The 16,458-nt window shown below is 64.0% G+C and carries 12 protein-coding genes; 6 read left to right on the forward strand and 6 right to left on the reverse strand.

All coding sequences use genetic code 11. The features are described from left to right. Positions 1-137: 137 nt before the first annotated feature. Positions 138-1,949 (forward strand): methyl-accepting chemotaxis protein, encoded by a 1,812-nt coding sequence (locus tag AC56LH_RS13575; RefSeq protein WP_499646810.1) that lies wholly within the window; start codon positions 138-140, stop codon positions 1,947-1,949. A gap of 359 nt (positions 1,950-2,308) precedes the next feature. Next, positions 2,309-3,652 (forward strand): MFS transporter, encoded by a 1,344-nt coding sequence (locus AC56LH_RS13580; RefSeq protein ID WP_499646812.1) that lies wholly within the window; start codon positions 2,309-2,311, stop codon positions 3,650-3,652. Positions 3,653-3,693: 41 nt separating this feature from the next. On the opposite strand, the gene AC56LH_RS13585 is transcribed toward AC56LH_RS13580, so the two are convergent. Then, on the reverse strand, positions 3,694-4,986 hold the full coding sequence (locus tag AC56LH_RS13585) for a DUF2254 domain-containing protein (RefSeq protein WP_499646814.1): 1,293 nt from the start codon (positions 4,984-4,986) through the stop codon (positions 3,694-3,696). A 235-nt stretch (positions 4,987-5,221) separates the two neighbouring features. On the opposite strand from AC56LH_RS13585, the gene AC56LH_RS13590 reads away from it, so the two are divergent. Continuing rightward, positions 5,222-6,598, forward strand: coding sequence for an MFS transporter (locus AC56LH_RS13590; protein ID WP_499646816.1), 1,377 nt, complete (start codon positions 5,222-5,224; stop codon positions 6,596-6,598). Continuing rightward, complete coding sequence (locus tag AC56LH_RS13595) at positions 6,595-8,964, forward strand: GH36-type glycosyl hydrolase domain-containing protein (RefSeq protein WP_499646818.1); 2,370 nt, start codon at positions 6,595-6,597, stop codon at positions 8,962-8,964. The genes AC56LH_RS13590 and AC56LH_RS13595 overlap by 4 nt, the downstream gene beginning before the upstream one ends. A gap of 1 nt (position 8,965) precedes the next feature. On the opposite strand, the gene AC56LH_RS13600 is transcribed toward AC56LH_RS13595, so the two are convergent. From AC56LH_RS13600 to AC56LH_RS13610, 3 genes are all read right to left on the reverse strand, one after another. Continuing rightward, on the reverse strand, positions 8,966-10,747 hold the full coding sequence (locus AC56LH_RS13600) for a glycoside hydrolase family 16 protein (RefSeq protein WP_499646820.1): 1,782 nt from the start codon (positions 10,745-10,747) through the stop codon (positions 8,966-8,968). Between the two features lie 788 nt (positions 10,748-11,535). Next, positions 11,536-12,087, reverse strand: coding sequence for an MFS transporter (locus tag AC56LH_RS13605; protein ID WP_499646822.1), 552 nt, complete (start codon positions 12,085-12,087; stop codon positions 11,536-11,538). Positions 12,088-12,106: 19 nt separating this feature from the next. Beyond that, positions 12,107-12,856, reverse strand: coding sequence for an SDR family NAD(P)-dependent oxidoreductase (locus tag AC56LH_RS13610; RefSeq protein ID WP_499646824.1), 750 nt, complete (start codon positions 12,854-12,856; stop codon positions 12,107-12,109). Between the two features lie 157 nt (positions 12,857-13,013). Here AC56LH_RS13610 and AC56LH_RS13615 point away from each other — a divergent pair, with 157 nt between their 5' ends. Beyond that, positions 13,014-13,940, forward strand: coding sequence for an AraC family transcriptional regulator (locus tag AC56LH_RS13615; RefSeq protein WP_499646826.1), 927 nt, complete (start codon positions 13,014-13,016; stop codon positions 13,938-13,940). Here the strand turns inward: AC56LH_RS13615 and AC56LH_RS13620 are convergent. Next, positions 13,937-14,449, reverse strand: a complete 513-nt coding sequence (locus AC56LH_RS13620) for a gluconokinase (RefSeq protein WP_499646828.1) — start codon at positions 14,447-14,449, stop codon at positions 13,937-13,939. The genes AC56LH_RS13615 and AC56LH_RS13620 overlap by 4 nt on opposite strands. 250 nt (positions 14,450-14,699) lie before the next feature. Between AC56LH_RS13620 and cynS the strand changes: the two genes are divergently transcribed. Further along, a complete protein-coding gene (gene cynS / locus AC56LH_RS13625; RefSeq protein ID WP_332531442.1) occupies positions 14,700-15,149 on the forward strand; it encodes a cyanase in 450 nt (149 codons plus the stop codon). 6 nt (positions 15,150-15,155) lie between these two features. Here the strand turns inward: cynS and gntR are convergent, their stop codons facing one another. Next, the gene (gntR, locus tag AC56LH_RS13630; RefSeq protein WP_499646830.1) at positions 15,156-16,178 is read right to left on the reverse strand and encodes an HTH-type transcriptional regulator GntR; all 1,023 of its coding nucleotides are present in this window, start codon (positions 16,176-16,178) and stop codon (positions 15,156-15,158) included. Positions 16,179-16,458 lie beyond the last annotated feature (280 nt).

Genomic DNA, 16,458 nt, shown 5'->3' on the forward strand with positions numbered 1-16,458 from the left:
TTAATTTCAGTTGGGCAATAATCGGGACCAGTAACCTCGAACTTCACGTCAATGACAACGCCAGTCGAGATCGTCGGCTGGCCACCTATTCCCGGTGCTGGACCGCGCCGCATTCACACATTTCACGCAGATCACACATGGGCAACTTTATCAAACTCAATATCGGCACGCGACTGGCAGCAGGGTTCGCACTGACCCTCATGATGACGGTCATTATCGCGACCGTCGGCGTCTGGCGCCTGAATCAGGTCGCGCAAGAAACGCAGATCATCCTGGCCGAGCCGCTCGCGAAAGAACGCATGATCGCCGAGTGGTACACGCAGATTTTCGCCGCCGTGCGCCGCACCGCTGCCATCGTCAAGAGCAGCGACGGCTCGCTGACCGCCTACTTCAAGGAAGACGCGGCCGCCACCGGCAAGCTGTCGGCCGACCTGGTCAAGAAGATCGAGCCGTTAATTAGCGGTGACGACGAAACCGCCCTGTTCAAGTCGGTGATGGAACACCGCGCCGCTTACAGCAAGGCGCGCGACGGCGCCATCAAGGCCAAGGCCGATGGCAATACCGAACTGGCTGAACAGATCCTGACCCAGCAATTCACGCCGGCCGCCAAGGCCTACGAAGAGCGCGTCCATGACCTGGTCGACCTGCAACAACAGCACATCAGCAACAGCGCTGCGATGATTGCCCGCACCGCCGAACGGGGCAACGTCGTCATCGGTTCGCTGGCAGCCGGCGCCCTGCTGCTGGGCGGCGTCTTCGCCTGGCTGCTGACCCGCTCGATCACCGGGCCGCTGCGCCGCGCCGTGCAGGCTGCCGAACAAGTCGCCGCTGGCGACCTGACCGTGCGCATCGACAGCAGCGCCAGCGATGAAACGGGCGCCCTGCTGCGCGCGCTGGGCAATATGAATGCCAGCCTGGCCAAGATCGTCGACGAAGTGCGTACCGGCACCCAGACCATCAGCGGCGCCTCGGGCGAGATCGCCGCCGGCAGCTTCGACCTGTCGAGCCGTACCGAACAACAGGCCGCCGCGCTGGAAGAAACCGCTGCCTCGATGGAAGAACTGACGGGCACCGTGCGCCAGAACGCCGACAATGCGCGCCAGGCCAACCAACTGGCGATTGCCGCCTCGAGCGTCGCGACGCAGGCCGGCGCTTCGGTCGACCAGGTCGTCGCCACAATGGGCTCGATCAACGAGTCGTCGCGCAAGATCGTCGACATCATCAGCGTCATCGACGGCATCGCGTTCCAGACCAACATCCTGGCCCTGAACGCTGCCGTGGAAGCAGCGCGCGCCGGCGAGCAGGGCCGCGGCTTTGCGGTCGTGGCGTCCGAAGTGCGTACGCTGGCGCAGCGCTCGGCGGCGGCCGCCAAGGAAATCAAGGGCCTCATCGGCGACTCGGTCGACAAAGTCGATACCGGCACCAAGCTGGTCGACCAGACCGGCGCGACGATGCGCGAAGTGGTGGACTCGATCCGCCGCGTGACCGACATCATGGGCGAGATCTCGTCGGCCAGCCAGGAGCAGATCACCGGCATCGACCAGGTCAACCAGGCCATGGGCCAGATGGACAACGCAACCCAGCAGAACGCCGCACTGGTCGAAGAAGCCACTGCCGCCACGGCGTCGCTGCAGGATCAGGCCAAGCGCCTGGCACAGGTGGTCGATGTGTTCAAGCTCGACGCCGCGCACACGACCCCGATCGTGGTGAGCACGCCCGTCAAGCGTCCGCCACCGGCACGGCCGGCACTGAGCAAGCCAGCGCCGCGTGCACAGGCCAAGTCTGCTGTCACGCCTGCAGTTACCCCTGCTGATATGACTGCCGAAGAGCCAGTGAGCAAGACTGCGGAAAAGCCAGCAACCAAACCTGTCAGCAAGCCGATCGCCAAATCAGCCAGCAAGCCAGTCGCCACGACCAAGATGAATGAAGCGGAGTGGGAAGAGTTCTAAACTTCCAGCCACTGCCTGCAAAAACCGCCGTCCCCGCTCCGGGCACGGCGGTTTTTTGCTTTGTGACCGTATTTTTCAACAACGTCGCACATCCGCATCAAATTCACTAACAAGTTAGCACATTTGTGCAAATGTGATACTATTTGGAAAGATCAACTCCGGTCTCACGTAATGGCGCGGTCACGTGTCGTTGCTTGCCGTTCCCACGGCATGTCACGGGCATCCTTGCCCTGAGTTCCTCTCCGGAACTGCCCTACCACGCGCCCCCGCTGCGCGCACTTCGCCCCTTCCGGGTCGCCCATCGCGTTCACGAACGCCACGATTTTGCAGGTGCTAATTTGTCTCCAACCACAAACCGCATGCCAACGGCATCGCCACATCTCCCCTCCTCCCAACCGGGTATCCTCGACCGGCTGTGCGACAAGCTCGGGATTCCCCGCTCACTGCTGTGGGGCTTCGTCGGCCTGCTGATCTTCATGATCGGCGATGGCGTCGAACTCGGTTATCTGGCGCCCTACCTGGCCCAGAAAAACATGGTCGAAGCCGATATCGCGGTGTTGTTCACCGTGTATGGCGTGACCGTGGCGATCGGTTCCTGGTGTGCCGGTGCGCTGTCGAATATCTGGGGTCCGAAGAAAGTCATGCTGATCGGCGCCGGTATCTGGGTCGTGTTCCAGGTGGTGTTCCTGACATTCGGCGTCGGCCAGATGAGCTACCCGATGATGCTGGCCGGCTACGCCTTGCGCGGCTTCGGCTATCCGCTGTTTGCCTACGGCTTCCTGGTCTGGATCGTGGCCGCCACGCCGGCCAAGAAGCTGGGCCTGGCGATGGGCTGGTTCTGGGTCGCCTATGCGGCCGGCCTGCCGACCCTCGGCGCGCTGGTCGCCAGCTTCTCGGTGCCATTGATCGGTGCGCTGGCCACGTTCTGGCTGTCGCTGATCCTGGTGATTGCCGGCGCCGCACTGGCCCTGCTGTGCGTGAAGGATGCCGCCGGCACGAAGCGCCTGGCGCCAGTCGGTGAAAAGCCGTTGACGTCACTGATGGGCAGCGTCTCGATCATGTGGGAAGAGCCGAAGACCTCGCTCAGCGGCGTGGTGCGCACCATCAATACCGCATCGATGTTCGGCTTCTTCATCGTGCTGCCGGGCTTCTTCATGGAGGTGATCGGCTTCACGCTGGAGCAGTGGCTGCGCCTGGTCACGGTGATTTTTGTCGCGAATATTGCCGGCAACATCATCTCGAGCCGCCTGGCTACCCGCTTTGGCCTGCGCAACACCGTCATCTGGATGGGCGCCGTCGGCAGCGCCATCACGACCCCGCTGTTCTTCTACATGCCGCAGCTGTTCATCGGTAACTTCTACATCGCCGCACTGTTCGGTGCGATGTACGGCATGACGCTGGGCGGCTTCGTACCCCTGTCGGCACTGATGCCGCTCCTGGTGCCGAAAAACCGTGCCGCTGCACTGTCGGTGCTGAGCCTGGGCGCGGGTGCATCCACCTGGGTCGGCCCAGCCATTGTCGCCATCTTCAGCGCGTCGCTCGGCGTGGCAGGGATCATCTGGATTTTTGCCGGGCTGTATGCGCTCAGTGCGTTCCTGATGATTCCACTGCGCGATCCGGAAGAACTGCGTGACGACAAGACCGCCAAACGCGCAGCAGTGCCGGTCGCGTCGGCTGCGGCCGCACCCGCTACCGCGCACTGACAGGAGCAGGCCCCGCCTGCATGTCAGTCGTGACAACGCGATCAGGCATTTTTGGCTGCGTTGTCATACCGCGCGAATTCGGCATGGTGAGCTGCATGCTGCGCGCCACCCGGTTCCCAGTAGTCAGCATACCTGCGGCGCAGTTGCGCAAGATCCGGCGCGAAGTCGAGGGCTGCCGCCGACCGTGCCAGGGCCTCGTCGGCCTGGCGCTGCGCCACGGCGCGCAGGTGCGGATCTCCGCAGCGGCCCAGTTCACCGCACACCCACTGCAGGTGCAGCGCAATTTCCAGCACCCCCGCGCCATCGCGGGCCAGCGGCGGGAAGACATCGTTGAACATGTCGTCCAGCGACAGCAGCGGCACTTCGATGCGGTCGTGGTCGGGCTCGACGCCGAAATCGGGATGGGTCCACGCATCGAAGATCCGGTAGACCGCGTTGAGCACGACAATGGCGGTGCCCGGATCGTTGATGCCGGCCGACAGCGCGCGGCTGCCGATCTCGGTCAGCACGACCAGCCCGAAGCCCGGGTCTTCGTCAAACTGGCGCAGTGGTCCAATGATAAATGCCTTGGCGATCAGGTCCGGTTCGATCGTACCGGCGTCTTGCCCATCGGGCAGCACGTACCCGATCGGGCGCGAGCAGACGATCAGCGCGCCGGGCGCAACCGCCAGCGTGATGCGCAGCTTGCGTTCGGCGGCGATGCGCTGCAGCGCATCCATGTCCACCCGCTGCAGATAGCCGCTCGCCTGGCTGTGAAAGGCCAGGCCGGCCGGTGGGCCGAAGGCCACCATGCCGCCCATGCAAGGCAGCCGGGTGCGGCGCGCCATCGCTTCGGCGGCCGCCCGTTCGACCCGGGCAATCACGGCGCCCAGGCGGCCCAGGCGCGCAATGCTGTCGACCCAGCGCACGAACACGAGCACGACGATCACCAGCGTGAGCAGGGTCAACACGAACAGGGTGAACCGGCCCGGCTTGCCGAAGTAATCGTTGGTGGTAGCGCTCAGGCCGATGATGGCGAAAATGAAGGCGCCAACAAAGATCGACAGCGCGTTCTGCGAAACGTCATCGGCGATCACGAGCGGAAACGCACGCTCGGTGGCCGACTGCCCGGTCGACGCATACGCGGCCACCATCGACGCGACAGCGAAAGTGGCGACGCCCAGCATGCTGGCGGCGATCACCTTGAGCAGGTCGACGATCGAGCCTTGCGCAATCTCCGGCACTTTCCAGTCGATCGGGATGCTGTCGACCAGGTGCGCCAGCGCCACGCCGGCAACGGATAAAACGCAGGCGATCATGGGCTTGACCCACAGCCGCTCGCGCAAGCGATTCATCAGAAATTGCATCCGGGCCGACAGGATCATGGTGGTCAGTCAACTCCTCTAGTCAAAGCGTGGTATGGCAAGCTGCCCCTGCAGCGTAGAGCAATGATCAAAACCACCATATTTCAGTACGACACGTCGGCGCGCTGCAGTGTGTTGACACGCCATCCCGGCAGCGCCATACTTGCCCGATGTTAGCGTTATCAGTCAACGCTGGCATCACTATAAAAATATCTGGAGACAATCAATGTTCAAGCGCGGGCCTGAGACACCTGTGGCGACGGGCGGCAACCTCGCCTGGCGAGAAAAGATCAGCTATGGCGTGGCAGACATGGGCTTCAATTTTTATTGGGCCAATATTGCCACCTTCCTGCTGATCTTCTACACCGACACCTTCGGCATCTCGGCGGCGCAGGCAGCCACCCTGCTCGCCTCGATCAAGCTGATCAACGCCTTCACTGACCCCGTGATCGGCGCCTTTGCCGACCGCACCAATACCCGCTTCGGCAAGTTCCGGCCCTACCTGATCTGGATGTCGATCCCGCTTGGCGCAGCGGCCGTGCTCACCTACACCACGCCCGACCTGGATGCCAACGGCAAGCTGCTGTGGGCCTACGGCAGTTATCTGGCGATGATGGTCTGCTACACCTGCGTGAACATTCCCTACAACGCGCTCTCCGGCGTGATCTCGAACGATCCGCAGGAGCGCTCGACGATCAACGGCCTGCGCTTCATCTTTGCTTTTGCCGGCAGCACGCTGGTAACGGCCGCCACGCCGGCAATGGTGGCATGGCTCGGCGCTGGCGACGACGTGCGCGGCTGGCAGTTGACGATGCTCGCCTGGAGCGTGGCGGCATCGGTCATGTTCCTGATTACCTTTCTCAATACGCGCGAGCGCGTGCTGCCCCCGCCCGGCCAGAAGAACGACGTCTGGCGCGACATCCGCGACCTGGCGGCCAACCGGCCCTGGGTCGTGCTGTTCGTGCTGGCCCTGGTGATCATGGTGACGATCACGCTGCGCACCACGACCTCGGCCTACTACTTCAAGTACGTCGTCGGCCGCCCCGAGCTGATGGCGACCTTCGTGCCGACCTATATGGTGTTTGCGGCCATCGGCGCGGCCTGCACGCCGCTGCTCACGCGCTTCATCGACAAGAAGCGCCTGATGATCCTGTTGATGAGCTGCACGGCCGTGCTGTCATCGCTGTTCTTCCTGATCCCCGCCGACCGGATCGACCTGATGTTCGTGCTGCAGGCGGGCCTGGGCTTCGTGCTCGGGCCCAAGTCGCCGCTGGCGTTCTCGATGTATGCCGACACCGCCGACTACAACGAATGGCGCACCGGCCGGCGCGCCACCGCGATGACCTTCGCCGCCGCGACCTTCTCGCAAAAGCTTGGCACCGCGGTGGCGGTCAGCGTCATCGGCGCCGTCTTCACCTGGCTCGGCTACGTGCCCAACGCGGCGCAGAGCGTCGGCTCGCAGGCCGGCATCGTCTGGCTGATGTCGTTCGTGCCGGCCGCCTTTGCGCTGGTGGCCGTGCTGGTGATGTGCTTGTATAACCTCGACGCCAAGGCCCTGGCGCGCATGGGCGCCGAACTGGCCGCGCGCAAGGCGGCGCCATGATTCCAATGGAGATTGCCCCGATGCTGTACCCGCAAGACGACCGCTATGTGCTCACCAGCCCGACCGCCATGCCGCAGGCAGGCGGCTTCCTGTGGAACCGCAGGATGATGATCCAGACGACCTGCCGCGGCTATGCCACCGCGCAGTTCATGCAGCCCGAACCCGGCAAGTACTCGCACGGCCCGAACATGGAAGCAAAATCGTTCATGCAGCCGGAGCAGAATTACTATGCCCACCATCCGGGCCGCTTCGTGTACGTGAAGGATGAAGACACGGGCGAGCTGTTTTCGGCGCCGTACGAACCGGTACGCGGTGGCCTTGATCGCTATGCGTTCTCGGTCGGGCGCACCGACCTGCAATGGACGATCGAAAAGCTGGGTATCCGCATCGACCTGACGCTGGCGCTGCCGGTCGACGACGTGGCCGAACTGTGGACCGTGGCCGTCACCAATTTGTCGGCGCGCCCGCGCCGCATCAGCATCTACCCGTACTTCACGGTCGGCTACATGTCGTGGATGAACCAGTCGGCAGAGTACCGGCATGACCTGGGCGGCATCGTCGCGACCTGCATCACGCCGTACCAGAAGCTGGAGGATTTCTTCAAGAACCGCCTGCTGAAAGACCGCACGGTGCTGCTGTGCGAGCAAGCGCCGGATGCCTGGGAAACCGGGCAAAAGGTGTTCGAAGGCGAAGGCGGCCTGCATGCGCCGTCGACGCTGGCGCCCGCGCTGCTGCCCTGCGGCGATGCGCGCTACGAAACGCCAGCCGCCGTCGTCCAGTATCGCCTGGCCCTGGCGCCCGGCGAGGCCGCCACCCGCCGCCTGCTGTTCGGCCCTGCGTTCAACGACGCCGAGATTGCCCTGCTGCGCCAGCGCTACCTGAGCGAAGAAGGCTTCGCCGCTGCCGCGCGCGACTACGCCGCCTACATCGCCGAGGGCGACGGCGTGCTGCAGATCGCCACGCCCGACCCCGAGCTGGATAATTTCGTCAACACGTGGCTGGCGCGCCAGGTGTATTACCACGGCGACGTCAATCGTCTCAGCACCGACCCGCAGACCCGCAACTACCTGCAGGACAATATGGGCATGGTGTTCGTCAAGCCGGCCGCTGCCCGTGCTGCCTTCCTGCATGCGCTGAGCCAGCAGGAAGAAAATGGCGCCATGCCGGACGGGATCCTGCTGTTCGAAGGCGCCGAACTCAAATACATCAACCAGATCCCGCACACCGACCACTGCGTCTGGCTGCCCGTGTGCCTGCAAGCCTATCTCGATGAAACAGGCGACGCGGCCATCCTTGACATGCCGGTCGCTGCGCACGGCGGCGACGTCAAATCCGCGTTCGAGCGCATCTGCCTGGCGATGGACTGGCTGCTGGAGCGGCGCGATGCGCGGGGCCTCTCCTACATCGAACAGGGCGACTGGTGCGATCCGATGAACATGGTCGGCTACAAGGGCCGTGGCGTCTCGGGCTGGCTGACCGTGGCGGCCGCTTACGCGCTGAACCTGTGGGCCGACGTCTGCGCCGCGCGCAGCGACGACGCGATGGAGGCACGCTACCGCGACGGCGCGGCAGCAATGAACACCTCTGCCAACACGCATCTGTGGGATGGCAGCTGGTTCGCACGCGGCATCACCGACGACGACGTCAAGTTCGGCGTGGCCGCAGATACCGAAGGCCGCATCTACCTGAACCCACAAAGCTGGGCATTTTTGTCGGGCGCCGCAAACGACGCGCAGCGCGCGCAGATGCTGCCGGAGATCGACGCGCAATTGAAGACGCCCTACGGCATGCAGATGTTCGCCCCGCCCTACAGCGCGATGCGCGAAGACATCGGGCGCGTCACGCAAAAGCATCCCGGCTCGGCCGAGAATGGCGCGGTCTACAACCACGCTGCCGTGTTCTACATCTTCAGCCTGTACACGATCGGCGAGGCCGACCGCGCCTTCGACGCACTGCGCAAGATGATTCCCGGCCCGGACCTGGCCGACTATCTGCAGCGCGGCCAGCTGCCGGTATTCATCCCCAACTACTACCGCGGCGCGTACCACGAGTACCCGCGCACCGCCGGGCGCTCGAGCCAGTTGTTCAACACGGGCACCGTGGCCTGGGTCTATCGCTGCCTGATCGAAGGCCTGTGTGGCTTGAAGGGTGATGCGAATGGCTTGACGGTCAATCCGCAACTGCCATCCGGCTGGCCCGGCATGACGGTCACGCGGCGCTTCCGCGGTGCGACGTTCGAGGTGGATATCCGGCGCGGCGCAGTCGGGCGCGTGACGGTGACCTGCGACGGCGTTGAACTGGCTGCGGCCCGCATCGACAATATCGAGGCGGGCCGCAGGTATCGCCTGCAGGTGCTGGTGCCCTAGATCACTGCATCGTGTAGGTCTGCTGCGCCGTATCGACGGCAGCGTTGCGCGCCGTGTCCCAGTACGTGAAGGTGTAGCGCACCACGTTGCCGATCGCCAGACCGCCCGCCGTGAAGGTGTTCACGCCATTGGCCAGCTGCATCCGCACGTTCTGCTGCGCGCCGTTGTTGACTGTGTAGTGCACGTCGGCCCAGCTGCCGGTGGTGGTGCGGAACTGCAGCATCGTCGATGACGTCTGGCTCACCGATGTCGGCCCGGTCTGCGCTGGCGGCGTCGTGGTGCCGCCACCGCCCGACTCCCAGACAATATCGTCGATCGCGAACTGGAAGCTGGATGTGGGCAGGCTGCCGTCGATACTCGAGATCATGAAGATGTCGTACAGCGACTGCGCCGCCACCAGGGGCCCGAGCAGCGTCGAGACAGGGATCGACGCCTGCGCCCACTGTCCGTTGCGCGTGAGCCCATAGGCGGTCGTATTGGCGGGGAAGTTCACCCAGTTCTGGTTGGTGAACGTGTCGCCCACGCCGATCCGGAAGCCCACGTTGGCCGGGATCTTGATGCGGAACTTGACCGTGCCATTGGTGCGGTAGTTCGACAGGTCGCGCACCTGGCGGGCCTGAATGCCGCCGCCGAACCACTGGCCGGGCGCCGTGTAGTTCCAGGCGATGACGTTGCTGCCTTCGTACGGCGCCGTGTTGCCGGCGCCGCTGGACGCGGCATTCCAAAGGAAGATGTCGGAACTGGTGCCCGCCACCAGCTTGGCATTGACCGCCGTGTTATCGGTGAAGATGCCGAATTTGCCCGCCACTTCGGGCGCGCTCTGGTTGCCCAGCTTGACCTGCCCCTTGCCATCGAGCTGGTACACGCGCACGTAGTCGACATACATCGTGCCCGGCAGCGGCGCCGTGACCTGACTGGCATTGGCGGCATCGGTGAAGTTGCCGCCGACGGCCATGTTCAGCAGCAGGTAGAACGGCGCCTGCAGCGCGCTCGAATTGACCGGCAGCGGCGCGTTGTACAGATTGTGTTCGACGCCGTTGTCGACGACCGAGAAGCGCATTTCACTCTCGGTCCAGTAGAAGCGGTAGGTGACGAAACGGTTCGCCAGCGAGGTGGCCGGTACGTGCCAGTTATCGGTCTGCCACGCGGTCGATGCGGCGCAGCTCTCGTTGCCGGACACGCAGGCAGCCTGCTGCCAGGTGATCACGTTGGCGCCGACGAAGTGGTTCGACGACGGCGCCCCGCCCTCGGCCCGCGCCGCGGCCTTGTGGCCCATCTCCATCATGTCGATCTCGCCGTTGCGCGGCCAGGTCTGCGGGCTCACGCCCAGCAGCCAGGCAGCGGGCCACAGGCCGGTGCCAAGGTTCGGCGTGGCCATGCGCACCTCGATCATCCCGTACTGCACCTGCACCTTGTTGCGCGAGTCGAGCCGCGCCGACGTGAACAGATTGCTGCCCACGGTCTGGCTGCGCGCCTGGATCGCCAGCGCGCGCGTGCCCGATTCAAACGGCACGTTGGCAATGGTGGCGTTGTTGGGACTGTAGTACTGCAGCTCGGCGTTGCCATAGCCGCACAGGCCAATCTGGCAACCGTTCCCGTCCTGCAGATTCCACACGCCAGTGTCGACGCTGTTGCCGTTGAATTCCTCGGACCACAGCAACTGGCCGATGACGGGATTGGTAACGCTGGCGGTGGCTTGCGCACTCCACGCCAGCGCGAGGCCGGCGACTAGCATCTGGAAAGGCTTCCATTTGGAGCGGTATTGCTGGTGTAGGTGACTCACGTTGACTCCTCTTTTCTCACGACAAGAAAATGTGGCCGTGCCGGATTGCCGTGCCACACGCCGCCAACTTTGCGTTGGTCTCGAATGGTTTTGGTGCGGAAAACGCAATTGGAAACCTTTCCAATTTGCTGTAAAAAATATAGTCCGATTTTTTACCTGCGTCAAACCAATCGGTATGTCCCGCGCAAATTACCCGATGTGCATGGCATGGCAGCGAACGTGGCGCTGCCCGGGGGGCAGCATCAGCGCCATGCTCGGTGTGCTGTGAACAAACAATGAAGTCGGACGCAAAGCAATAAAGTTTGACACAAGACGCGCGGGCGGACATGCTCTGACAACTTCCGCTTTCGGCCAGGAGCGGTCGTTCGCCAATGAACCAGGAGGAACGCTATGAACATGCTTGCAGCAGTGGGTTTCCTGATTCTGCTATCGGTACTCTGGCTAAGGTTCGGAACTAGTCTGCCGAAGAGATATCAGTCTCGAAAGTGCGAGGGCGCTCAGTGGCGTAGAGCTTTTCCGCAGGTTCCCAAGGACGACATACGAGACTTCCTGTTGCTTTTCACTTCTGCATTTGCCTTTCGGGACAGTGAGAAATTGAAGTTCAGTCCGAACGACCGAGTTTGGGAAATTTATCGCGACTTATACCCAAATCGTTGGGTTGCGGACGCGTTGGAGCTTGAGACGTTCACTGATGACCTGAACGCTAAGCACGGAATTATTCTAGGTGAAATTTGGAGCGAAAAACTGACGCTAGGTGAGGTATTCGTTTGCGTACAGCGCGCTCGCAACTAGGTAACCATGCTCGTTTCGACCGTCCGCAATAGGTCGGTACCGGCCTGTCGCGGCCACCGCCGAATTTTCAACCGGGCAACCTGCAGCCCGGCCGAGGCGCCGATGGACGAGACAGCGATGAACAGCGACATGCCGCGCGCCTGCTCGGCACGACTGCGCGCCATCGCCATCACTAGCGCCAGCACGCCCGGCCCCGCAAACGCCGCGCCGGCCCCCTGCAGTACCCTGGCGACGATCAGCATGCCGGGCGTCGTGGCCAGCCCGCCCAGCAGCGAGGCCAGGACGAACAAGGCGATCCCGCTGCGAAAGACCCGCACCTGGCCCAGCATGTCGCCCAGACTGCCGCCGAGCAGCAGCAAACTACCGAACGCGAGCCCGAAGGCATTGAGCACCCACGTCAGCCCGGCTGGGCTGAAACCCAGGTCATGCGCGATGCGCGGCAGCGCTACCACCACGATCAGCAGGTCCATCGCGAACATGCATTGCGCCGCCAGGACGGTGAGCAAGGCCAGCGAGCGCCGTCGCGAGGTGGGAACGAGACTGGTCATCGTGGAATCCTGCCGGGGCCTAGTAGCCCACACCGCGCACGCCGCCCGCGGCGCGCAGCGATTCGCCGGTGACCCAGTGCGCGTCGCTCGATGCCAGGAACACGGCCACCGGCGCGATGTCTTCCGGCTCGCCGAAGCGGCCGAGCGGCGTCCCGGCAATCAGCATCTTGCCGAAATCGCCGTCAAAGTTGCCGGCGGTGGCGGGTGTGTTCGTGTGGCCCGGCAGGATCGCATTGACGCGGATGCCGCGCGGTCCCAGTTCACGCGCCAGCGCGAACGTCAGCGTATCGACGGCGCCCTTGGTGGCGGCGTACACGCTCGAGGCCAGGTACGGATCGGTGCTCAGGATCGAGCTGATGTTGATGATGCTGCCGCCATCCTTGAACACCTTGAGTGCTTCGCGAATCGCCAGGAAGTAGCCAAGCACGTTGATATTGAACTGCTTATGGAACGCGTCCTCGGTCATCTCGGCCACCATCTCGAAGATGGCCACGCCGGCATTGTTGACGAGGATGTCGAGCGTGCCGTAATCGGCTTTTACGCGCTCGAACAGGCCCGCCACCTCGGCTGCCTTGCTCATGTCGGCCTGCAGCGCGACTGCCTTGCCGCCGGCTGCCTCGATCGAGGCGACCACCGCATCGGCGCCCGCCTTGCTGCTGGCGTAGTTCACGATGACAGTGGCGCCCTGGGCGCCGAATGCACGGGCAATGCCGGCGCCGATGCCGCTCGATGCGCCGGTGACGACGGCGATTTTATTGGTCAGTTTCATGGTGTGTCCTTGGTCGATGTGTCCCGAAGCCCAATGGCGCCGGCGACAAGGACGATGCTACGCAGGCGCGGCGTGCACCACATGCCGGTTCTTCGCGCATGCTTGCCTATTCTTCTCAAAGCCCGTTGCGCCGGCGTGGCCGGTGCTATATTCGGGCATGGATAAAGCGATCACCGATGCGACAGGCAAAGCAGGCAGCGTATCGATGGATGCGCTGCGCGCCATTGCAATGACCGCAGGCGACACCTGGACCGCGACCGGCCTGCCACGGGTGGCGATGGTGCGCGCCGAAGCGTGTTCGAACCAGGTCTATGGCCCGATGCTGCACCTGGTACTGCAAGGGTCAAAGAGCCTGTCCATCGGCGGCCATGTGGTGCACATCGAGGCACCCGGCTACTTCATCGTGCCGGTGGCCTTGCCGGCGCTGGGCCAGGTCACCGCGCAATCGGGCGCTGCGCCGTATCTCGCGGTCAGCCTGGCGCTGGAACCGGCCATCATTACCGCCATGCTGGCCGACCTGCCCGACGCCGGCAAGGTCCCGCATGGGCCGGACGTTGGCGTGGCGCAGGCAGGCCCAGACCTGATCGATGCCTGGCTGCGCATGATGCAGCTGGTCGCGCGGCCTGACGACGTGGCGATGATGGCGCCGCTGATCGAGCGCGAGATCCTGTTTCGCGTGCTCCAGGGGCCGCATGGCGATTTGCTGCGCCAGATCGCGCGCGCCGACAGCCGCCTGTCGCAGGTGCGCCGCGCGATCGACTGGATTCGCGAACACATGGCGCAGCCGCTGCGGGTCGGCCCCCTGGCGGCGCTGGCCGGGATGAGCGTCGCGGCGTTCTATCGCCACTTCAGGGCAGTCACCGCGATGACGCCGATCCAGTACCAGAAAAGCCTGCGCCTGCTGAAGGCGCGCCGGCTGCTGCTGTTCGAGCCGTTCGACGCGGCGTCGGTGGCATTCACGGTCGGCTACGAAAGTGCATCACAGTTCAGCCGTGAATACGCGCGCATGTTCGGCCTGCCGCCGATGCGCGACGTGGCCCGCTTCAGGACACCGGCGCCGAGCGCGCCGGCAGGCAGCGCCTAGGCGCTTGCGAGAATCTGCGCCACCAGCTGCGCCGGCGTATCGCGAATGTCGAGCGTGATACCCGCTTCGTCCGGCTGCAGTGGTTCGAGCGTGGCCAGCTGGCTGTCGAGCAGCGATGGCGGCATATAGTGGCCGGGACGATTGCTGACACGTTCGGCCAGCAGGCTGCGCTCGCCGGCCAGGTGCACGAAGCGCACGTCGCCGCCGGCGCCCCGCAGCAGGTCGCGGTAGCTGCGCTTGAGCGACGAGCATGACAGCACCGCCCCGCCCTCACGCCTGGCCAGCAGGTCGCGCAGCGTCACGAGCCAGTCGTGGCGGTCGTCGTCGGTCAGCGGCGTACCAGCCGACATCCGCGCGATGTTCACGTCGGAGTGATAGGCATCGCCCTCGATGAATTCCACGCCGAGCTGGTTGCCCAGGCGCGCGCCGATCTGGCTCTTGCCGCAGCCGCTCACGCCCATGATGACCCAGGCCGTACCCTTGTTATCGCCCGTTGGTTCTGTCGTCATTGCCTTATGTTACCGCTAACAAATATACCGCGATTGTGCGCTCGCGGCCTGGAAATGTAAACCCGCCACCCGTGCACCCATTTCGGGCGGCTGCGCCCGCGCAGTGCGTAGTTTGCGGGCGTCGTGGTGACCTCTTGCCTGGCTTGGCGGCCTGGTCCATCTGCTTCGCCATCGACCTCCTGCATGGCACGCGCCTTGCTGAGGTAAAGCGTGAGCACGTACATCCCAATCACTTTCTGGAGCAGCCAACATGATTTCATGCCGTGAAGATGTCACCAAACTGATCGTATCCGCGAAAGTCCGCAAGGGCATTAAATGGCGCGACGTGACCGAGGCCACGGGCCTGTCGAAGGAATGGACTACCGCGGCCTGCCTGGGCCAGATGACGCTGACGAAACCGCAGGCCGAAGCGGTCGGCAAGCTGTTCGAGCTGTCGGACGAAGCGATCGCCTGGCTGCAGATCGTGCCGTACAAAGGCTCGCTGCCGACGGCCGTGCCCACCGACCCGCTGATCTATCGCTGGTACGAGATGGTGAACGTGTACGGCACCACGATCAAGGAACTGATTCACGAAGAATTCGGCGACGGCATCATGAGCGCCATCGATTTTTCAATGGACATCCAGCGCACCGAAGACCCGAAAGGCGACCGCGTGAATGTGGTTTTGTCGGGCAAATTCCTGCCCTATAAAACCTACTGATCCCGCTCAGGCGCTTTCGCGGTCGCGCAGCGTGAAGCCAAGGTCGATGCGCCGCTCGGCCGGTTCTTCGCCCCTGATCACCTGCAGCAGCAGGCCGGCCGCTTCGAAGCCGATCTGGTAGCGCGGCGTGTCGACCGTGGTCAGTGACGGCATCATCCAGGCCGATGCGGGCAAGTCATTGAAGCCGCATACCGCGATGTCCTGCGGGATGCGGATGCCTTGCCGCTGGCAGTGGAACACGGCGCCGTGGGCCAGGTCGTCGTTGCAGCAAAAGACGGCGTCGCAGTCGGGCCGCAGCGCCATCAACTGCGCCATCAGGCCGGCGCCCAGCGCGATGGTCGAGCGTTCGGGCACCATCAGCTCGAGGCCAGGATCGGCCAGACCCGCCGCCGCCATCGCGGCGCGATAGCCGTCGGCGCGGCGCAGCGTGCGCTCGTCGAGCTGGGCGCCGATGAAACCGATGCGTGTGTAACCCTTGGCGATCAGGTGGCGCGTCATGGCCATGCCGGCCTCGTACTGCGAAAAGCCGACCGACAGCACGGCCGGGTCATCGGACAGGTCCATCATGGCCACCGCCGGCACCTTCGATGCCGCCAGCATCTTGGCCACGGCGGGACTGCGCACCTGGCTCGAGAACAGGATGCCATCGGGGTTCGACTGCAGATAGGTGCGCAGCAGCTTTTCTTCTTCGAGCTGCGAATAATAGGTATTGCCGATCAGGAGCTGGTACTGGCCAGGGGCCACGGCGTCATGGATGCCTTCGAGGACGGCCGTGAACACGGCATTGGACAGCGACGGCACCAGCACCACGATCACGTGCGACTGCGACGACGCCAGCGCCCGCGCGGCGCGATTGGGCACGTAACCCAGTTCGGCCACGGCATGCTCGACCTTGCTGCGCGTGGCGTCGGACACCAGCTTCGGCTGGCTCAGCGCGCGCGATGCCGTCATGATCGACACCCCGGCCATGCCCGCGACCTGCTCGAGCGTCACGCGCCCCGTTCCCCTGCCCCGGCTTGTCTTGTCCATGCTGTTCCCGTGATATTGACGCATTGACCATTCTATCAACGCGGCGGCCTGCCGCCACAGGAAAGTTGGCGACCAGAAGAAAAGCCGGGGTCAGGTCTGACATTCGGACACGATCTCGACAGTCGAGTAGTCGGAACGAGCTGGCACAGAGCCATGCGCATACTGGGCAAGACACTTTTGGAAGTGGCGAAGGTTGAGGTCGTGTCCAAATGTCAGACCTGACCCCGGCTGTTTGGAAGTGACTAAGGCTGAGGTCGTGTCCGAATGTCAGACCTGACCC

The sequence above is a fragment of the Telluria sp. LT1R51-2 genome, assembly GCF_059685775.1.